Annotated in this window: 14 protein-coding genes and 2 riboswitches; of the genes, 8 read left to right on the plus strand and 6 right to left on the minus strand. The window is 62.5% G+C overall.

The genetic code is table 11. The features are described from left to right. Window positions 1-109: 109 nt before the first annotated feature. Window positions 110-2,314: an OsmC domain/YcaO domain-containing protein gene (locus ACUN0E_RS12975; protein WP_445566822.1), complete on the plus strand. Its 2,205-nt coding sequence runs from the start codon at window positions 110-112 to the stop codon at window positions 2,312-2,314. A 75-nt stretch (window positions 2,315-2,389) separates the two neighbouring features. Here the strand turns inward: ACUN0E_RS12975 and ACUN0E_RS12980 are convergent, their stop codons facing one another. After that, window positions 2,390-2,599, minus strand: coding sequence for a hypothetical protein (locus tag ACUN0E_RS12980; RefSeq protein WP_445566823.1), 210 nt, complete (start codon window positions 2,597-2,599; stop codon window positions 2,390-2,392). 593 nt (window positions 2,600-3,192) lie between these two features. On the opposite strand from ACUN0E_RS12980, the gene ACUN0E_RS12985 reads away from it, so the two are divergent. From ACUN0E_RS12985 to ACUN0E_RS13000, 4 genes are all read left to right on the plus strand, one after another. Then, window positions 3,193-3,930, plus strand: coding sequence for a response regulator transcription factor (locus ACUN0E_RS12985; RefSeq protein WP_408236404.1), 738 nt, complete (start codon window positions 3,193-3,195; stop codon window positions 3,928-3,930). 71 nt (window positions 3,931-4,001) lie between these two features. Then, on the plus strand, window positions 4,002-5,381 hold the full coding sequence (locus ACUN0E_RS12990) for a FecR domain-containing protein (RefSeq protein WP_445570429.1): 1,380 nt from the start codon (window positions 4,002-4,004) through the stop codon (window positions 5,379-5,381). Window positions 5,382-5,447: 66 nt separating this feature from the next. After that, window positions 5,448-7,952, plus strand: a complete 2,505-nt coding sequence (locus ACUN0E_RS12995; protein WP_445566824.1) for a CHASE2 domain-containing protein — start codon at window positions 5,448-5,450, stop codon at window positions 7,950-7,952. A 42-nt stretch (window positions 7,953-7,994) separates the two neighbouring features. Next, window positions 7,995-8,594, plus strand: coding sequence for a DUF4136 domain-containing protein (locus tag ACUN0E_RS13000; RefSeq protein WP_445570430.1), 600 nt, complete (start codon window positions 7,995-7,997; stop codon window positions 8,592-8,594). Between the two features lie 11 nt (window positions 8,595-8,605). On the opposite strand, the gene bluB is transcribed toward ACUN0E_RS13000, so the two are convergent. From bluB to cobA, 5 genes are read right to left on the minus strand one after another with little or no spacing between them, the layout of a single operon-like run. Next, window positions 8,606-9,265: a 5,6-dimethylbenzimidazole synthase gene (gene bluB, locus ACUN0E_RS13005; RefSeq protein WP_445566825.1), complete on the minus strand. Its 660-nt coding sequence runs from the start codon at window positions 9,263-9,265 to the stop codon at window positions 8,606-8,608. Next, the gene (locus tag ACUN0E_RS13010; protein WP_445566826.1) at window positions 9,249-10,628 is read right to left on the minus strand and encodes a cobyrinate a,c-diamide synthase; all 1,380 of its coding nucleotides are present in this window, start codon (window positions 10,626-10,628) and stop codon (window positions 9,249-9,251) included. The genes bluB and ACUN0E_RS13010 overlap by 17 nt, the downstream gene beginning before the upstream one ends. A gap of 3 nt (window positions 10,629-10,631) precedes the next feature. Beyond that, window positions 10,632-11,234 carry a cob(I)yrinic acid a,c-diamide adenosyltransferase gene (cobO, locus tag ACUN0E_RS13015; RefSeq protein WP_408236416.1) on the minus strand — a complete coding sequence of 201 codons (603 nt, stop codon included), beginning with the start codon at window positions 11,232-11,234 and terminating at the stop codon, window positions 10,632-10,634. Next, window positions 11,231-11,773: a cobalamin biosynthesis protein gene (locus ACUN0E_RS13020; RefSeq protein WP_445566827.1), complete on the minus strand. Its 543-nt coding sequence runs from the start codon at window positions 11,771-11,773 to the stop codon at window positions 11,231-11,233. The genes cobO and ACUN0E_RS13020 overlap by 4 nt, the downstream gene beginning before the upstream one ends. Then, a complete protein-coding gene (gene cobA / locus ACUN0E_RS13025) occupies window positions 11,770-12,531 on the minus strand; it encodes a uroporphyrinogen-III C-methyltransferase (RefSeq protein WP_408394080.1) in 762 nt (253 codons plus the stop codon). The genes ACUN0E_RS13020 and cobA overlap by 4 nt, the downstream gene beginning before the upstream one ends. 224 nt (window positions 12,532-12,755) lie before the next feature. Beyond that, window positions 12,756-12,983, minus strand: a riboswitch (cobalamin riboswitch). Window positions 12,984-13,062: 79 nt separating this feature from the next. Next, window positions 13,063-13,342: riboswitch (cobalamin riboswitch) on the plus strand. Window positions 13,343-13,537: 195 nt separating this feature from the next. On the opposite strand from cobA, the gene cobW reads away from it, so the two are divergent. Genes cobW through ACUN0E_RS13040 form a run of 3 tightly spaced genes read left to right on the plus strand, consistent with a single transcriptional unit; the run spans window position 13,538 to window position 19,506 of the window. Next, window positions 13,538-14,638 carry a cobalamin biosynthesis protein CobW gene (gene cobW / locus ACUN0E_RS13030; RefSeq protein WP_445566828.1) on the plus strand — a complete coding sequence of 367 codons (1,101 nt, stop codon included), beginning with the start codon at window positions 13,538-13,540 and terminating at the stop codon, window positions 14,636-14,638. Between the two features lie 6 nt (window positions 14,639-14,644). Further along, entirely contained in the window at window positions 14,645-18,445 is a 3,801-nt protein-coding gene (gene cobN, locus ACUN0E_RS13035; RefSeq protein ID WP_445566829.1) for a cobaltochelatase subunit CobN, read from the plus strand. Then, a complete protein-coding gene (locus ACUN0E_RS13040) occupies window positions 18,442-19,506 on the plus strand; it encodes an ATP-binding protein (RefSeq protein WP_445566830.1) in 1,065 nt (354 codons plus the stop codon). The genes cobN and ACUN0E_RS13040 overlap by 4 nt, the downstream gene beginning before the upstream one ends. Window positions 19,507-19,545 lie beyond the last annotated feature (39 nt).

Here is a 19,545-nt window from a genome sequence, read left to right on the forward strand (position 1 = left end):
GAGTAGAATTCCCGCCAGGAAACATCATTCGCTAGTTGACTGACTATTAAAGCCCTGTTTTTTTACAGGGCTTCATATTTTTTTTGAGCACTATTTTTGGAATTTCCCCATGGAAATTAAAGTCAACTTTCTCGATAAACTACGTCTTGAAGCCAGGTTCGATGACTTCACGGTAGTGGCCGATCAGCCTATCCGTTATAAAGGCGATGGCTCGGCGCCTGGCCCCTTCGATTATTTTCTGGCCTCATCGGCTTTGTGTGCAGCTTACTTTGTGAAGTTGTACTGCGTAACTCGCAATATTCCTACCGAAAATATCCGCCTGTCACAGAATAATATTGTTGATCCGGAAAACCGCTACCAACAGATTTTCAAGATTCAGGTTGAGTTGCCGCCGGATATCTCTGCCAAAGACCGCCAGGGTATTTTGCGCTCCATCGACCGTTGTACGGTTAAAAAAGTGGTGCAAGCCGGACCCGAGTTTGTCATTGAAGAGGTCGAAAACCTGGATGCCGATGCTCAGTCCTTGCTGATGTCGAAGCCGGCTTCTGATACCAGCACCTATATTGTGGGTAAAGATTTGCCGTTGGAGCAAACCATCGCCAATATGTCGGGCGTTCTGGCGGCCTTGGGCATGAAGATTGAGATCGCTTCGTGGCGCAATATCGTTCCCAATGTGTGGTCGCTTCATATCCGCGATGCGCACTCGCCGATGTGTTTTACCAATGGCAAGGGAGCGACCAAAGAAAGCGCGTTGGCGTCGGCGTTGGGAGAGTTTATCGAGCGCCTGAATTGCAACCATTTCTATGGCGGCGCATTCTGGGGCGAAGACATCGCCAATGCGGCGTTCGTACATTACCCGAACGAGCGCTGGTTCAAGCCTGGCCGCAAGGATGCGCTGCCGGCTGAAATTCTGGATGCGTACTGCCTCGAAATTTATAATCCCGATGGCGAGTTGCATGGCTCGCATCTGTACGACACCAACTCCGGCAATGTGCAGCGCGGCATCTGTTCGCTGCCATTTGTGCGGCAGTCGGACGGCGAAGAGGTGTATTTTCCGTCCAACCTGATCGAAAACCTGTTCGTCAGCAATGGCATGAGTGCCGGTAATACGCTGGTCGAAGCGCAGGTGCAATGTCTGTCCGAGATTTTCGAACGGGCGGTAAAGCGCGAAATTCTGGAAGGTGAAATCGCATTGCCCGATGTGCCGCACGAAGTGCTGGCGAAATACCCTGGCATTCTGGCCGGGATTCAGGGATTGGAAGAGCAGGGCTTCCCGGTGCTGGTAAAGGATGCGTCGCTGGGTGGGACCTACCCGGTGATGTGCGTCACATTGATGAACCCGCGCACAGGCGGTGTCTTTGCCTCGTTCGGCGCACACCCGAGCTTCGAGGTGGCGTTGGAACGGAGCCTGACGGAATTGCTACAGGGGCGCAGTTTTGAAGGCCTGAATGATCTACCTCAGCCTACCTTTGTCAGCAACGCGGTGACTGAACCGAATAACTTTGTTGAGCACTTCATTGATTCCAGCGGTGTGGTGTCGTGGCGCTTTTTCAGCGCCAAAGCGAATTTCGAGTTTGTTGAGTGGGATTTTTCCGGCCAGGGCGAAAACTCCAATGCCGATGAAGCCGCAAGCTTGTTCGGCATTCTCGACGACATGGGCAAAGAGGTTTACACGGCGGTGTATGACCAACTGGGTGCCGTAGCTTGCCGGATTCTAGTGCCCGGTTATTCGGAAGTTTACCCGGTAGAGGATTTGATCTGGGATAACACGAACAAGGCACTGTTGTTCCGCGCCGATATTTTGAACTTGCATCGCCTGGACGATGCCGCCTTGGCAGCACTGCTTGAGCGGTTGGAGAACAGTGAGCTGGACGAGCACTCCGATATTGCCACTTTGATCGGCATCGAATTTGACGAGAATACGGACTGGGGGCAGCTAACAGTTCTCGAGTTGAAGCTGCTGATTCATCTCGCCTTGCAGCAATTTGAGGCGGCGCAAGAACTGGTGGGAGCCTTCCTGCAGTACAACGACAACACGGTCGAGCGCGGATTGTTTTACCAGGCCTTGAATGTGGTGCTGGAGGTGCTGCTCGATGACGACCTGGAACTGGACGACTACGTGGTCAACTTCCGTCGGATGTTTGGCAACGCCCGGATGGACGCCGTAATGGGATCGGTAGACGGCAGCGTGCGCTTCTATGGCTTAACGCCAACGAGTATGAAGCTGGAGGGTCTCGATAGGCACCACCGCCTGATCGACAGCTATAAAAAATTGCATACGGCGCGGGTCAATGTGGCCGCTACAGCCAGTTAGCGTGACGAGTCATGGCGGGCTACATCCTCCTCGAGTACCTGCACTCATGAACGAGTGCAGCGACCTCGGGGCCCGTCAGTAAACGCTTGTCCGTGACACGCGCACCGTTGCGACTGCGCCCTTACTGCGCAACCGACCACGCATGATCTGGCGCCACCAGCCTGGCGTATTTTCGGGAAGCCGGGCGGCGTCGAGCGCGTAGTCCCACGCCGCCCTAAGTTCCATCTTGATGCTGTTCGCATAGGTGGGGCGATCACGTAAGCTTTCCAGCAGATCGAAGGCCATCTTGTGGGGTGACAGTTTCAGGAAGCTTGTCCAGGATCGGCTCGATGTCTATCTGCGATCGCATCCTCAAATCGGTTTGACAATATTTAAACGATTTATTTTGAGACTGTTCCTATACTGAGTCGCAATTGTCAAATCGCTGTTACCCGAAAGCGGGGCACGGCCACCTATGACAAAGGTAGACGGGGCCAATCACCGTGCGTGCGAGACCAACCGATCCAGATAACGACCCGTAGAGGTCGATTTCAATAACAGGCAGGGCCTGAGAGACGTTGTAGAAAATCGATAGAACGGCCCCCAGTGGCCGAGCCGGGCCGGATCGCCGCATAATCGCATCCGGGAAAGAGAAGGGCCATTTTCGATTATGATGATCTGCCCCCTCGGTAATCAGCGCGCTAAAGCCAAAATACGCGCCAATTTCGAGATAGTGGGGCGGCGGAACGGGGCGCGAGGCGAGGGACCTTTAATCGAAAAAGAGTGCAGCCGAATACGAAAACAGGAAGCTGGATCGTCGGTGCTAGCGCCGTCATCCCGGCCATCTGCCGGCTCACCGGCCATCAATTACGAAGGACGTTGCCGCGTTGCGGGGTTTTATGAGAATTGCAGTCCTGGATGACGATTCGGCTCAGGCCGACCTTGTTTGCCAAACGCTCTCGGCGGCCGGCCACGTCTGTCACGCTTATGGCGCGGGCCGCGAGTTGGTGCGGCAGCTGCGACGCCAGACCTTCGACCTGCTCGTGCTCGACTGGAACGTACCCGACATGTCGGGCGAAGAGGTGCTGCACTGGGTGCGCGGAAGCCTTTCCGAGCGCTTGCCGGTCCTGTTCATGACGAGCCGCGGCCGCGAAACCGATATCACCTCGATCCTCAACACGGGCGCGGACGATTACGTCGTCAAGCCGGTCTCCGCGGCGGTCCTGCTGGCGCGCGTCGGCTCGTTGCTGCGCCGGGCGTATCACCTGAAACCGCCTGCGGCCAAGGAAGTTTTCGGCGATTTCGAATTCGATCTGGGCGCGAAGCATGTGGTGGTGCGCGGCGCGACGGTCGCCGTGACGCAGAAGGAGTTCGAGCTCGCGCTGCTGTTGTTCCAGCACCTGAGCCGGCCGCTGTCGCGCGCGCATATTCTCGACGTGATCTGGAAGCAGGCAACGGACATCCCGTCGCGGACGATGGACACCCACGTATCGATGCTGCGCAGCAAGCTCGGCTTGCGCCCGGAGAAGGGCTATCGTCTGACGCCGATCTACGGCTATGGATACCGGCTCGAGCGGATCGAATCCGATACGCCGCCAGCGGCGGCCGAAAACCGCCCCGAAGCGGGGGACGCGTGACGGTTTCTTTCGCTGTGGTCGCACCCGGCTGCACAGGTTCACCGGGCCGCCGCGCCGGCGCAGTGCTGGCGATGGCCGGCCTGATCGCGATAACGTGCTTCGCGCCGGTATCGGCGGATGCGCAAACGTCCCGCGCGCCGAAGCAACGCGCCAGGACGGCTGCGCCAGTCTATGTGTCCTACGTGACCCACGAAGGCGACACGTTGTATGAAATCGCCGGCCGCTATCTGCGCGACTCCGGCGACTGGGCTATGTTGAGCCGCCTGAATCATGTGCCCGCGCCACGCCGCATGCCGGCTGGAATCGCGCTGCGTCTGCCGGCCGACAGGCTCAGACAGGACGCTGAGTCGGCGCATGTGATCGCGACGAGCGGTCCGGCCGAGCACGCTTTCGGCACGAATCCTTACACGCCGCTCTCGGCGGGCACGACGCTCGGCGAGGGCGACCGCATCCGCACCGGCCATAACGGCTTCGTGACACTGGAGTTGCCGGACGGCTCGCACGTCACGGTGTCGCAGGACGGCCAGCTCGACATCGGCAAGCTGCGGCGCACCGTGCTGACCGGCGCGGGCGATCGCGTGCTCGATCTGCAGCATGGCGAAGTGGAGAGCCAGGTCACGCACGCCACCAAAAAGGACGACCGCTTCCAGATCCGTTCGCCGTCGGTTGTCGCGGGCGTGCGCGGTACGCGCTTCAAGGTTGCTTACGACGGCGAAGAGCGAACCACGGCAGTGGAAGTGCTGGACGGCGCCGTTGGCGTCGACCCGGCCGCGGTCGGCGGCCAGGCCTCTGCGCCACCACCCGGCGTGCCGTTGCAGGCCTCGGCGCAACTCATCAAGGCAAGCTTTGGCAGTATCACGCGGGCGGGCAGCGCGATCGGCAGTCCGGTGGAATTGCTGGCCGCGCCGTCGCTCACCGAACCGGCAAAAGTGCAGGACGGCAAAACCGTCGCTTTCGACCTCGTGTCGGCCGAGCGCGCTGTGGCCTATCGCGTGCAGATTGCACGCGACGCCGATCAGCTCGACCTGATCCGCGATCTGCGCGTGAGCGCGCCGCATGCGGACTTCGGCGATCTGGCCGACGGCACGTATTTCGTGCGCATCGCCGCGATCGACGCGAACGGGCTCGAAGGCCTGCCCCAGGTGTACGGTTTCGAGCGGCGCCAACTTGGGCTGGCCGCGTCGGCGGGGCCGCGCGCCGGCAGCCGCGACTACGAGTTCCGTTGGTTCGTCAGCCGCTCCACGGTCGAGACGCGCTTTCGCTTCGTGCTGGCCACGACCGCCGACCTGAGCCATCCGCTCGTCGATCGGACCGATCTGACGGGTGGCCAACTCGTGGTGAGCGACCTGCCGGGCGGGGTCTACTATTGGACGATCGTCGCCGAGCAGTTCGAAAATGGCCGTTTCTATGAGAAGAGCAGCGCGGTCCGCTCGTTTACGCTTGCACGCTGACGCTGGTAGATTCACGGGGCCGAGCCACCAAGCGGCCCGCTCCTTAGCTCTCGACCACGCCACGCCTTGCCGAATACACACACGCGCCTGAGCCTCGACCCGCGCGCCCGCCTCGGCCGGCGCGCGGGCCGCCGCTTCCTGCTCGAATGGGTGGCGATCGGCTGCCTCGGCATTGTGGTGATTCTGCTCAGTTCGCTCGGCCGGATGACCGCGAGCGTCGACCACCTCGTCTACGACCGCTTTCTGAGCCTGCGCACGCCGCCGTTGCTGCACGACATCGTGGTGCTCGAAATCGACAATGCCAGCGTTGCGCAGCTCGGCCGCTGGCCGTGGCCGCGCAGCGTCCATGCCAGGTTGCTCGAACAGATTGCGAAGGCGAAGCCGGCCGCGGTGATCTACGACGTGCTCTTTACCGAAGCCAATCCGGAAGACGCCCAGCTCGCCCGTGCGATCGCCCTGAGTCCCACCTATCTGCCGATGCTGCTGACTCCGCCGGACAGCGCCGGTCAGCGCGTCGCGGTCGAACCGGTGGCGCCGCTCGCGCGTGCCGCGGCCGGACTTGGGCATATCAATCTCGAAGTCGACAGCGACGGCATTGTGCGCAGCGTCGCGCGGTTCGAAGGCGACGCGGATTCGCGCTGGCCGCAATTGATGGTGCCGGTCGCCCAGGCCGTCGAGCGTGGCGCGCTGCAATTGAACGGGCGGCCGCACAGGCAGCCTTCCGGCGACGCGGTGACGCAATCCAATGACAATGATGAGGGCGAAGACCGCTTCCTGATCCCCTTCGGCCTGAATGCGCAGAACTACACGAAACTGAGTTTCGCCAGTGTGCTCGCGGGTGATGTCCCGGCGGACAAACTACGCGGGCGTATCGTGCTGATTGGCGTGACCGCGTCCGGCTTGTACGATCGCTTTGCTACACCGGTGTCCGGCGAGCTGGGGCCGCTGCCCGGTGTCTATATTCATGCGAACGTGCTCGATACACTGCTGACCGGTCGCGAACTCGAACCCGCGGAGCCATGGGTGCTGTTCATCGCGTCGCTGGCGCCGCTTGCTGCGCTGCTCGCCGGTTTTCTGGTGCTGTCGCCACGCCGCTCGTTGCTGCTGACCGTGGCGTTGGGCGTGCTCGCCACGGCTGGCAGCGCGGCCTTGCTGTACGGCGCGCGGCTCTGGATGTCGCCGGTGCCGGCGATCTTCGGCTTGATCGTGGTGTATCCGATCTGGAACTGGCGGCGCCTTGAAATGACGATGGCCTATCTGCGCGAAGAGCTGCAACGGCTGGCCGACGAGCCTCACCTCCTGCCGGAAACACCACAGCGCCGCCGCGAGTTCGGCGGCGACGTGCTGGAGCAGCATATGGCGTTGATGGCGCAGGCCGCGCAGCGCGTGCAGGACATGAAGCGCTTTGTATGGGACAGCCTCGACAGCATGCCCGAGCCGATTCTGGTGAGCGACGTGGAAGGCATCGTGCTGATCGCGAACCATGCGGCCAAGGCGCATTTCGCGCGCCTTGGCGCGCCGCTACCGGAAGGCCGGCCGATGCGGGCGGTGCTGGGCGGCTTGACGCTGGTCAAGACCATCGACAGCGGCGCGCCGTCGGACGCCGAGAACAATCTGCTCGCGCATGCTCAGTGGCCCGCGCTGCTCGATCCCGCGCGCCATGAGTTCGCCGCACTGATGGCGCAGGGCGTGGAGGTGCGCGACGCCCACGAGCGCGATCATCTGCTGCGCTATGCGAATTGCACGAACGAGCAAGGTGAGACGACGGGCTGGATCGCGGGTCTGGTCGATGTATCGGCCCTGCATGCGGCGGAGCGCCAACGGGAAGACGCGTTGCGGCTGCTGTCGCACGATATGCGTTCGCCGCAGGCTTCGATTCTGGCGCTGGTAGAGATCGAGCGGGCGCGCAGCGAGCCGGTGCTCGCGCGTGGCCTGCTGGAGCGCATCGAGCGTTATGCGCAACGTGCGCTGACGCTTGCTGACGACTTCGTGCAACTCGCGCGTGCTGAATCGCAAACCTATATGCTCGAACCGGTGAGCATGACCGAACTGATGATCGACGCCAGCGACGAGGTTTGGCCACAGGCCCACGCCAAACGCATCACGCTGCAAACGAATACGGAAGACGAAGCCGACGCCGGGGAGGAGGGCCACTGGATCTGCGCGGACCGTTCGCTGATGACGCGCGCGCTCGTCAACATTCTGAATAATGCGGTCAAGTACAGTCCGCCGGACACGCAGATCACGTGCAGCCTGAAGAGCATTGGCAGCCTTGCGCAGACGGGCGTGCCCGGCGCGGCAAAACGCGTGTCGTGCACGATTCTCGACGAAGGCTACGGTATTCCCATGGAGCAGCAGGCGGGTCTGTTCGAGCGCTTCCGGCGCTTTCACGAGACGGAGCGCCCGGAAGTGGGCGGCGCGGGATTGGGCATGGCGTTCGTCAAGACGGTCGTGACGCGCCATGGCGGCGACGTCGACGTGGTCAGTGCGCCTGGCAAGGGAACGGCGTTCACGATTTCCCTGCCGGCACTCGACGAGGCGCAGTCCGATGCCGCCGCAGCCGCGCGCTGACGACTTATGACTTATGAACACTCACCTTATTGAAGCGAGAAGCTGGTGAAAGCGATATTGATCTGTGCCGCGCTGGCCGCGGCGAGTCTGACCGGATGCGCGGGTTTGAGCGCCGACGTGCACACGGCGAATCCTTCGGCTGCGCTGCAGGGGGCGCGTACCTATACGATTTCGCGCATGCCGTCGCAGGATGCCAGTACCGATCATCCGCAATTTGAAACCATGCTGCGCGATGAGCTGGCGAAGAACGATTTCATCGATACGGCGGGCAAGTCCGCGCATTATTTACTGTCGATTGCGTATGACACGCGGCCGGCCACGGTTGGCGTAAGCGTGAAGGATTGCGCGCCAGGCGCATGCGAACGCGCGCCCGAACCGCCGTTTGCGCTATTCGGCGGACGCGCTTATCAGCATTCGTTGACGCTGCGGTTTTTCGAGCAGTCGAGCGGACAGGAGGTCTACAGCGTGAACGCGGCCAGCAGCGATCGCGATGCTGATCCCCTGCATGCGATGCCGGCGCTCGTGAAAAGCGCCCTGGCAAAATTCCCTTTCGATGCGCCGCCCGACTGGCGCGTGAAACTGCGGACCGATCAGGCGAGCGGCATGCCGAATGTGGTTTCGGTTAAGCCGGTGCAGCCTTAAAACATCCCGCGCTATTCCGGCGTTTTGCCGTCTTCCGGCCAGCGGTTTTCGAACACGCAATCGGCGAGCGGCATGCGGCTTGCCCAGCGCTCGGTTTCCAGCATCGGCTCGCTGTAGAACTGATCGACGTGACCGAGACACAGGATCGCCACCGGCCGCGCGCCCTCGGGCATATGCAGCAGCGTACGGACCATGTCGACGTCGAATAACGACACCCAGCCCATTCCCAAACCTTCCGCGCGCGCGGCGAGCCACATGTTCTGGATCGCGCACGCCACAGACGCGAGATCCATTTCCGGCAAGGTGCGGCGTCCGAAGATGTGCCGCTCGCGGCCGTCCATCAGCGCCATCACCAGCAGTTCGCCGCAGTCCAGCATGCCTTCCACTTTCAGCTTCATGAATTCTTCGCGCCGCTTGCCGAGGGCGTCGGCGGTGGCGAGGCGTTCGCTTTCGACCGTCGCGTGCAACGCCGTGCGCAAAGCCGGATCGGTGATGCGCGCGATGCGCCAGGGTTGCATGAAGCCGACGCTCGGCGCGTGATGCGCCGCGTCGAGCAGGCGTTGCAACACGGCAGGGTCGACCGGCTCGCGCACGAAATGGCGCATGTCGCGCCGTTCGTAAATCGCGCGGTAGACGGCTTCGCGCTCGGAATCGTTAAAAGGCTTCGCCATGGAACAGGGCGGCCGTGAAGGCCGGGTTGGAGGGCCAATAAGCGTGCATATAGGTTGCCACAATCGAACCGGCGCGGAACACGTTCTCGCCAGGCGCATCGCCGTGCGGCCGGGTGGCTGAACGAAGCGGCGTGAGCGATGTCGTCAGTTTAGAGTAGTGGAAGGTGTGGCCGGTCATTGGACCATGCAGGCTGTCGATCTGTTGCATGCCGAGCGCGGTGAAGCGCGTTTGCATCGTTGCGTGGCCGGGCAGCAGGCCGAGCATCGGCGTTGTGGCGCCGCTCGTGTCGGTCAGCTGTTCAAGCAGATAGAGCATGCCGCCGCATTCGGCGACGACCGGTTTGCCGGCGGCCGCGTGCGCGCGAATCGTCGCGGCGCTTTGCGTGTTGCCTGCGAGCACTGCCGCATGGAGTTCGGGATAGCCGCCTGGGAGGTACAGGGCGTCGGCGTGCTCCGGCAGTGCTTCATCGGCGAGGGGTGAGAAATAGTCGATGTGCGCGCCGAGTGTCTCCAGCAGCGTGACGTTGGCCGGATAGATGAACGAGAACGCGGCATCGCGCGCTATCGCGATCCGCTTGCCTTCCAGAAGACGTGGCAGGGCTTCCTGCGCGGGCGCCCCGAATTCGACCGGTGGCGGGAGTTCAGCCAATGCGGTTTGCGCGAGTGCATCGGCGGCGCGATCCAGGCGCGTTTCCAGGTCGTCGATCTCTGCGGCTTGATGCAGCCCGAGGTGGCGATCGGGCAACTGGATTTCGTCGTTGCCGGTGATGTGCCCACACCAGCGCAGGTTCGGCGGTAACGCCTCTTGGAGCATTTGCGCGTGCCTTGGCGAGCCGACGCGATTGGCGAGCACGCCGTAAAACGGCACTTGAGGTCTGAATTGCGCAAGGCCGAAGGCGACCGCGCCGAAGGTCTGCGCCATCGCTTTTGCTGAAATCACTGCGAGCACCGGCACGCCAAACGTGGTTGCCAGATCGGCGCTGCTCGGCGTGCCGTCGAACAGACCCATCACGCCTTCGATCAGGATCAGATCCACTTCAGCCGCCGCTTGCGCGAGCAGGTTTCGGCAGGCCGATTCGCCCACCATCCACAGATCGAGCGACAGTACCGGCGCGCCGCTGGCACGCGCCAGAATCATCGGATCGAGAAAGTCAGGGCCCGTCTTGAAGACGCGTACGCGTCGTCCGAGTCGCCGATGGTAGCGCGCCAGACCCGCGGTAATCGTGGTCTTGCCTTGGCCCGACGCGGGCGCGCTAATGAACAGGGCGGGGCATGCACCGAAGGAGGTGTCCTTGAGGGACGTTTCGAACGAAGCCCCCCGCCCCGAAGGAAGTCCCCTTGGGGGATTGGAGGACGCGGACATTGCTCAGAACTCCACGCCGCGCTGCGCTTTCACGCCTTGCTCGCGATACGGGTGCTTGACGATGCGCATTTCGGTGACGAGGTCGGCGGCTTCGATCAACGCGTCCGGCGCGTGGCGGCCGGTCACCACCACGTGCAGCATGTGAGCACGGGCGTTCAGGACCGACAGCACTTCGTCGAGCGGCAGGTATTCGTACTTCAGCACGGTGTTCAGTTCGTCGAGGATCACCATGTGATAGTCGCCGCTCTCGATCATGCGGCGCGCTTCGTCCCAGCCTTTGCGCGCGGTGGCGATGTCGGCGTCGCGATTCTGCGTGTTCCAGGTGTAGCCGTCGCCCATCGTGACGAAGTCGCAATTGGCGATCGCACCGAGGAAGTCGCGCTCCGAGGTATGCAACGCGCCTTTGATGAATTGCACGACGCCGAGGCGCATGCCATGCCCAAGCACGCGCACGGCCATACCAAACGCTGCCGTGGTTTTGCCTTTGCCGGTGCCGGTGTTGACGATCAGCAGACCTTTTTCGACGGTGGCGCTGGCCTGCTTTTTCTCGTGACCTTCGCGCCGGCGCTCGGTCATGCGTTGATGCGATTCGGGATCAGTCTTCATGAAAGGTCCTGTTTTTGGGTGTCGTTGTTTGTCGGTTCGCCGGCGGGGTGGACGGTGGTTGAGGCTATCGCTACCGTGACGCCGTTGCGAATGGTTTTGCGCACGAGTAGCCGTGCGTTCGCGGCACTGAGTGCAATCGACGCAGGTGAGGCGATTGGGGCAGCCGATTCAGCCGATGCAACTGACGCAAATGTCGACGCGTGGGCGGCGCCTGGTGCGCTGGCCGCCTCAGATTCGGCCGCTGCGGCGAGCAACGCGCACGGTTCGCAGACGCCGTCTATGCCCAGATGCTCGCGTGCTGCCGCCGACGGATCGTCCACCGCTATCGCCGCAATCTGCGCGCGGCTGAACAGCATCAGCGGCAGGGCATGACGCGCGCAGAATTCGAGCAAGCCGGCTTCGTGGGCTTTGGTGTCGATCGAGGCAACCGTGCTGATTTCATCGAATGTGTGCGAGCCGAGTGTGGCGCGCACGGCCGCTTCAATCTCCTCAGCCGGGCTGTGCAGGCGGCAACCGATGCCGACAGTGAGCGTTTTCATTGCGCGTCCAACCCGCCCACCGTACTGGCATTCACAGCATCCCGCGCCAAAGCCAGCGAAGCCACTCCGCCGATCACCACGATCGCCGGCGATCCGAGTCCGGCACGCGAGACTGTATCCGCGAACTCGCCGAGCCGCGCGAGCACGTGCCGTTGCTCAGGACGCGTCGCCGATTCGATCGCCGCGGACGGCGTATCGGCGCTCATGCCGGCCGCGAGCAACGCGGCGGCAATATCGTTCAGGCGACGCATGCCCATGTAAATCACCAACGTCATCCGCGTGGCGACGAGCGCGGCCCAGTCCGGCTCGCCACTGCCGGCGCCGTGTCCGGTGACGAACACCACGCCTTGCGCGTAATCGCGATGCGTCACAGGAATACCGATTGCCGCGGGCGCTGCAATCCCGGCGGTGATGCCGTTGATCACGTCCACGCTGATGCCCGCGGCATGCAGCGCCTGCTGTTCTTCGCCGCCGCGGCCGAACACGAACGGATCGCCCCCTTTCAAACGCGCGACGCTGCGCCCGGCCTGCACATGTTCGAGCATCTGCGCGACGATGCCGGCCTGCGGTGTCGACGGATGCCCGCCACGTTTGCCGACGTACACGATCTGCGCGTCGGCGCGCGCGAATTGCAGCACGTCGGGGTTCACCAGATCGTCGACCAGCACCACATCGGCTTGCGCCAGGGCGCGCGTTGCCTTGAGCGTCATCAGTTCGACGTCACCGGGGCCTGCGCCGATCAGCCAGGCGCGGCTCATCGCGGCGCGCATGGCGTGCGCCATGTCATGACAAGCGGGAACGGGTGAGACGCGAAGAGGCCCGGGGCGGCAGAAATTGAGGTCATGCGGTGCGACAGGGTACGCGCGACGAAAAACGCTGCTCGCCGCGTTTCCCACGGGAAAACGCCAACGGCCGCGCCACGTCGTGCTTCAGCGCCTTCACATCCGTCCCTCGCGGATTCCGGCGGACGGCAGCGTGACGTTCACTGCCTCCGCGTCTGGCCGGTATCCGGGCTGGCGGCCTCATGCGTTTTGCCTTCCCGTCCAGATTCGTCAGACAGTGGCATCAAAAACGCATGCGCGATGCGAAAGCACCGCAGGTCGCTTACCGTTGCGGGGACAGCACAGGTTGAGCGCAGCGAGCGCGGCCTGTTTCCCGTTTAACTGCACATGCGAACGCATGTGCGGGCACCAAACGCGCGCATACGATAGCACACGGCAGGCCGCGCCGGCACTGCGGAAAGGCCCTGCGGACGCCTGCGTTTCCTTGACGGCACGGGGCGCTCGGCCTAAACTCGCACGCACTTTGGTGCTCGCATGCGCGCTCGTGCGCATGCAGTTAAACGGGAAACAGGGTGCCCACCTGCAATGGATCGGGTCAACCTGTGCTGCCCCCGCAACGGTAAGCGAAAAGCGGTTCCAGGTTGTTTGCCTGGCGCCGCGGAGCCGGCTTCGATGTCCACGCGCAAGGCCGCGTCGGCATATAACCACTGGGCGAGAAACCACTCGCCCGGGAAGGGGAAGCGGCGCTTTCGCCAGCCCGGATACCGGCCAGACTACGAAGAATGACCACCGCGGGGATGCGGCGGCGCGTTCATGACCTCATTCCCGTTTTCTGTTTTCTGTTGCCCCGGCAACGCCGTTGTTCGTCCTCGTGTCTGGTTATTGTCGTGGCTTAGGGCATGCGCCCCGTTTGCACGGCCTATACAGCCAGACGCGCAGGCGCATCGGCGTGCACATGCAACTCCTACGGATGGACCTCACGATGCAAACTCAAATGCGCAAGATCCCCGTCACCATCGTCACGGGCTTTCTCGGCAGCGGCAAGACCACGCTGTTGCGGCACATTCTTCAGCATGCGGGCGGCAAGCGCATCGCGGTGATCGTCAACGAATTCGGCGAACTCGGGATCGACGGGGAAATCCTCAAGGGTTGTGGCATCGGTTGCGATGAAAACGGCGTCGAGACCGAAGGGCAACTGTATGAGCTTGCGAACGGTTGCCTGTGTTGCACCGTGCAGGAAGAGTTTTTCCCGGTGATGGAAAAACTGGTGGAGCGACGCGAGCAGATCGATCACGTGCTGATCGAGACATCCGGTCTCGCGTTGCCGAAGCCGCTGGTGCAGGCGTTCAACTGGCCGCAGATCAAGAACAGCTTTACCGTCGACGCGGTCGTCACCGTAGTCGACGGCCCGGCCACGGCGAGCGGCCAGTTCGCCGACAATCCGGCCGCCGTGGATGCGCAACGCCAGGCCGATCCGAATCTCGACCATGAATCGCCGCTGCATGAGCTGTTCGAAGACCAGTTGTCGGCAGCCGATCTGGTGATTCTGAACAAAACGGATTTGCTCGACGACGCACAGCAAGCTTCTGTCGAAAGTTCGATTCGTGAAGAAATTCCGCCGCAAGTGAAGATCGTGCGCGCGCAGATGGGCCAGCTCGATCTGCATACGTTGCTCGGCCTCGAAACGGCCTCGGAAGAAACGATTCACCTGCGCCACGACCATCACGGTTCGGCCGAAGATGCCGATCACCATCACGACGAATTCGATTCGGTGGTGGTGCATGCGAATGTTTCGTCGCGCGAGACTGTGATCGCCGCGTTGCAAGGGCTCGTCGAAACGAACACGATTTACCGCGTTAAAGGTTTCGCGGCATTGCCGGGCGCCGCGATGCGTCTGGTGATCCAGGGCGTGGGCCGTCGTTTCGATAGTTATTTCGACCGGCGCTGGCAAGCGGGTGAAACGGGCGAGGGCGTGCAAAGCCGCTTCGTGCTGATCGGCGAAGACCTCGACCAGGCCACGCTGCAACAGACATTCGACGCCGCTTTGGGCGCCGTGGCGAACGCCCAACCGCAACAGGCGTAACCGGTCATGCATCTGCTGCGCACTACGCCGGGCGGTTTTGTCGACGATACGCAAGGCGTGATCCGCATCGATCAGCAGCCCGCCGATATCGTGGTGCTCAGCTCCGCCGATACCACGCTGTCGCTGCTGGCGAGCGTGGTGCCTCGTCTGGGCGAGGGTTTTCCGAGCGTACGGCTCGCGAACGTCACGTATTTGCGGCAACCGGCCTCAGTCGATTTCTATGTCGAAGACGTGTTGCAGCATGCGCGTGTCGTAGTGGTCGATCACCTCGGCGGCGAGGCGTACTGGCCGTATGGAATCGAACAGGTGGTCGCGCTCGCCGAGCGCAAGCAGCAGACGCTCGCGATGTTCTCCGGCGATCTTCAGGAAGATCCGAACCTGCTCGCGCGCAGCACTGCCGGCGCCGATCTGTGTCATCAGTTATGGCGCTATCTGCGTGAAGGCGGGCCGCAGAATGCCGAGGCGTTCCTGCGCGCTATCGCGTACCGCTCGCTTGGCTGGGGGCACGAGCCTGCGCCGCCGCGCGCCTTGCCTGCCGCGACGCTCTATTATCCCGAACGCGATACCCCGACGATGGCCGACTGGCAGGCGCGCTGGGTTAAGGGCGCGCCGGTCGCTGCGATTCTGTTCTACAAGGCGCATCTGCAAGCGGCCAACACAGCCGTGTTCGATGCGCTGGTTGATGCGCTCGAAGCACAAGGTCTGAATCCGCTGCCGGTCGCGATTACTTCGCTGAAAGATGCGATGAGCCGCGAAGTCGTGCAGCGGTTGTGTGCGCAACACGATGTCGCCTTGGTGCTGAATACGACTGCATTCGCCGCGTCTGCTATCGACGACCCCGAACCGCTTGCGCTCGCCGGCGACGCTCCGGTGATGCAGGTGATTCTGAGTGGCGGTAACCGCGAGGATTGGGTCAAGGACAATCAAGGCCTCAACTCGCGCGATATCGCCATGCATATCGCGTTGCCGGAAGTGGACGGCCGTATCATCACGCGGGCGATCAGTTTCAAGGGGCTCGCCTATCGTTGTCCGCACACCGAAGTCGATGTGGTCCGCTATCAACCGGACCTCGAACGCGTCGGCTTTCTGGCCGAACTGAGCCGCCGCTGGTGCCGTCTGCGCACACTCGATAACGCGGACAAGAAACTCGCGCTGATTCTCGCCAATTACCCAATGAGCGAAGGGCGTATCGGCAACGGCGTGGGGCTGGATACGCCGGCCTCGGTGGTCGGCATTCTGTCCATGTTGCGCGACGAGGGATACCGCCTCGCAGCATTGCCTGCCGACGGCGACGCCTTGCTGAAGGCGTTGACCGAAGGCGTGACCAACGATCCGGTCGTGCGTGATTTGCGGCCCGCGTTGCAAAGCCTCGCGCTCGACGACTATCTGGTGCATTTCAATGCGTTACCCGCCGAAGCGCGCAATGCGGTGAACACGCGCTGGGGCTCGCCCGAACAGGATCCGACGTTGCGGCGCGGCCGCTTCATGATTGCAGGCTGGCGCTGCGGGCAGGTGTTCGTCGGGATTCAGCCGTCGCGTTCGCGTGAGCAGGGCGATTACGCGAGCTATCACGACGCTGAACTCGTGCCGCCGCATGCGTATCTGGCGTTCTATTTCTGGTTGCGTCATCAGTTCGGCGTCGACGCCGTCGTGCATGTCGGCAAGCACGGTAATCTCGAATGGTTGCCCGGCAAGAGCGTCGCGTTGAGCGATGCGTGCTGGCCCGATCTGATTCTCGGCCCGATGCCGCACCTGTATCCGTTCATCGTCAACGATCCGGGCGAGGGCAGCCAGGCGAAGCGTCGTGCGCAGGCCGTCATTATCGATCACCTGATGCCGCCGCTTACGCGCGCTGAAACTTACGGGCCGTTGCAAGACCTCGAACGCCAGGTCGACGAATACTATGAGGCGCTGATGGTCGATCCGCGCCGTTCGAAGCTGTTGAGGCGCACCATTCTCGCGACCATCGTCGAGCATAAGCTGCATGACGAATTGAGTCTCGCGGAGCCGAACGGACAGGACGCCGAGGACGCGTTGCTAACGCGCGTCGATGCATGGCTGTGCGAGTTGAAAGAGGCGCAGATTCGCGATGGTTTGCATACGTTCGGGCAATCGCCTGACGGGGTGCAGCGGCGCGATACATTGTTGGCTTTAGGGCGCTTTCCGGTCGGTGATGGTCAAGGCAGCAAGGCTGGTTTGATCGACGCATTGGCGCGCGATCTGCAGATGGATCATCTGTTCGATCCGCTGTCGGTGGATTGGTCGGCGGCGTGGGACGGTCCACGTTCTGACGTGTTGCAACAGGTCAGCGATGCGCCGTGGCGGCACTGCGGCGATACACGCGAGCGCCTGGAACTGCTGGCGGCCGAGATGTTGCGTGAAGTGTGTGGTGATGAAGCGTCCGACTTTGTGTCCGTGAGCGGAACCTTGCCTCAAGCGGAACGAGTGATCGAGCGACTGCGCAACGATGTACTGCCGCGGCTCGACGCCTGCGGTCCGCAGGAAATGCGGCATCTGAAGCGCGGGCTTGAAGGGCGTTTCGTGCCGCCGGGGCCGAGCGGTTCGCCTTCGCGTGGACGGCCCGATGTGCTGCCCACCGGTCGCAACTTCTATTCTGTCGATACGCGAGCAGTGCCGACTCAAGCGGCATGGTCGCTTGGTTTGAAATCCGCGCAGCAGTTGATCGAACGGCATCTGCAGGAAAAAGGCAATTACCCGCGCGCGATTGGCCTCTCGGTGTGGGGCACCGCGACCATGCGCACCGGTGGCGACGACATCGCCCAGGCGCTCGCTTTGCTCGGTGTGCGGCCGAAGTGGGCGCCAGGCAGTCATCGCGTGACTGACTTCGAGATCATGCCGATCGAGGTGTTCGACCGGCCGCGTATCGACGTCACCTTGCGCGTATCCGGCTTTTTCCGCGATGCCTTTGCGAACGTGATGCATCTGTTCGACGCCGCCGTGCAGGCCGTGGCCGAACTCGACGAACCCGAAGACCTGAACCCGATTCGCGCGCGCGTGCTGCGCGAACGCGACGCGCTGATTGCGCGCGGCATGGATGCCACCGAGGCGCGCAAGCGTGCCGGCTGGCGTGTCTTCAGCGCGCGGCCCGGCGCGTATGGTGCGGGTCTGCAGGACATGATCGACTCGCAGCAATGGCAAACCGACGCGGACCTTGCGACTGCCTATCAAGCGTGGGGTGGTTACGCCTACACGCAGAAAAGCGCTGGCGAAGAAGCGCACCACGCATTCGGCGCACGTCTCGCCGCGATGGATGTGGTGCTGCAGAACCAGGACAACCGCGAGCACGACCTGCTTGATTCGAACGATTACTACCAGTTTCAGGGCGGCATGGTCGCGGCAGTGCGGCATCTGGCGGGCAATCAGCCACAGGTCTATCACGCGGACCACAGCAACCCGGCCGCGCCACGCGTTCGCACGTTGCATGAAGAGATCGCGCGCGTGGTCCGCTCACGCGTGGTCAATCCAAAATGGCTCGATGGCGTGAAGCGCCACGGTTATAAGGGCGCTGCTGAAATCGCAGCGACGGTCGATTATCTCTACGGCTACGATGCGACCGCACGGGTGGTCGCCGATCATCAATATGCGCTCGTCACCGACGCCTATCTGAACGATGCCGATACGCGCGCGTTCTTGCAGCGGCACAATCCGCACGCCATGCATTCGATCTGCGAGCGTCTGCTCGAAGCGATGCAGCGCGGTCTGTGGCAAGCGCCCGGCGATTATCGCGCGCAAGTCGAACAGCATCTGCTCGCGAGCGAGCAGCAGATCGAAGGAATGCAAACATGAACGCAGCGACCCAGCGGCCCGCTTTTCCCTTTGCCGCGCTGATCGGCCAGACACCATTGCAGCAGGCGCTCCTGCTCGCTGCAATTGACCCGGGTCTGGGCGGCGTGCTGGTGAGTGGGCCGCGCGGCACGGCGAAATCGACCGCGGCGCGCGCGCTCGCTGAGTTGTTGCCGGAAGGGCAGTTGGTGAATTTGCCGCTCGGCGCGAGTGAAGATCGTCTGATCGGCACGCTCGATATCGAAACCGTGTTGCGCGATGGCTCGGTGCGTTTTTCGCCGGGTTTGCTCGCGAAAGCGCATCGCGGCGTGCTATATGTCGATGAAGTGAATCTGCTGCCTGATACGCTCGTCGATGCACTACTCGATGCAGCTGCCAGCGGTGTGAATACTGTCGAGCGCGATGGTGTTTCGCATAATCACGATGCGAGCTTCGTGCTGATCGGCACGATGAATCCGGAAGAAGGTGAGTTGCGGCCGCAACTGATCGACCGCTTCGGTTTGATGGTCGAGTTGGAAAACTGTTTTGATCCGCAGGTGCGTCAGCAGATCGTTAGGGCGCGTCTCGCGTTCGATCTCGATCCGCGCGGTTTTCGTGCTGGATTCGCGCAGCAGCAGGAAACGTATGTTCAACGGATTCGAGCGGCGCGTGAAGCGCTGCCGCAACTCGATTTCGACGACGCCGTGCATGCGCATGTTAGTGCGCTGTGCATCGACGCGGCAGTCGACGGCTTGCGTGCCGATCTGGTGATGTTGCGCGCGGCGCGGGCATTGGCTGCCTTGGAGCAGGCGGTTGCGGTCACGACTGAGCATGTCGAGCGGGTCGCCGAGGCGGTGCTGATGCATCGGCGCCACGATCGCGAGACGCGGGCAGAGGGCGACGTACGCGGGAACGAAGCGCCGCGGCAGGCCACTGACGATGCGAATGCCGCGTCTTCGCAGTCTTCTCACGATACAGCGCCAGGCGCGGCTGCCGACGATAGCGATTGGGGTTATTTACCACCGCAGCCCGCGGGCGTCGCGCAAGTCAAAGGCGTTATTCCGCTCAACGCAAAAAAACGCTGAGCCATCGGAAGGGTGCCGCCGCTGACTCGCGCAGCGGTT

This window comes from Paraburkholderia sp. D1E, from assembly GCF_052682275.1.

What these genes read in the sequence shown, in the direction of transcription:
- ACUN0E_RS12975 (WP_445566822.1), top strand. Translation starts at nt 110, where the DNA reads ATGGAAATTAAAGTCAACTTTCTCGATAAACTACGTCTTGAAGCCAGG.
- ACUN0E_RS12980 (WP_445566823.1), bottom strand. Translation starts at nt 2,599, where the DNA reads ATGGCCTTCGATCTGCTGGAAAGCTTACGTGATCGCCCCACCTATGCG.
- ACUN0E_RS12985 (WP_408236404.1), top strand. Translation starts at nt 3,193, where the DNA reads ATGAGAATTGCAGTCCTGGATGACGATTCGGCTCAGGCCGACCTTGTT.
- ACUN0E_RS12990 (WP_445570429.1), top strand. Translation starts at nt 4,002, where the DNA reads ATGGCCGGCCTGATCGCGATAACGTGCTTCGCGCCGGTATCGGCGGAT.
- bluB (WP_445566825.1), bottom strand. Translation starts at nt 9,265, where the DNA reads ATGGCGAAGCCTTTTAACGATTCCGAGCGCGAAGCCGTCTACCGCGCG.
- ACUN0E_RS13010 (WP_445566826.1), bottom strand. Translation starts at nt 10,628, where the DNA reads ATGTCCGCGTCCTCCAATCCCCCAAGGGGACTTCCTTCGGGGCGGGGG.
- cobO (WP_408236416.1), bottom strand. Translation starts at nt 11,234, where the DNA reads ATGAAGACTGATCCCGAATCGCATCAACGCATGACCGAGCGCCGGCGC.
- ACUN0E_RS13020 (WP_445566827.1), bottom strand. Translation starts at nt 11,773, where the DNA reads ATGAAAACGCTCACTGTCGGCATCGGTTGCCGCCTGCACAGCCCGGCT.
- cobA (WP_408394080.1), bottom strand. Translation starts at nt 12,531, where the DNA reads ATGAGCCGCGCCTGGCTGATCGGCGCAGGCCCCGGTGACGTCGAACTG.
- cobW (WP_445566828.1), top strand. Translation starts at nt 13,538, where the DNA reads ATGCAAACTCAAATGCGCAAGATCCCCGTCACCATCGTCACGGGCTTT.
- cobN (WP_445566829.1), top strand. Translation starts at nt 14,645, where the DNA reads ATGCATCTGCTGCGCACTACGCCGGGCGGTTTTGTCGACGATACGCAA.
- ACUN0E_RS13040 (WP_445566830.1), top strand. Translation starts at nt 18,442, where the DNA reads ATGAACGCAGCGACCCAGCGGCCCGCTTTTCCCTTTGCCGCGCTGATC.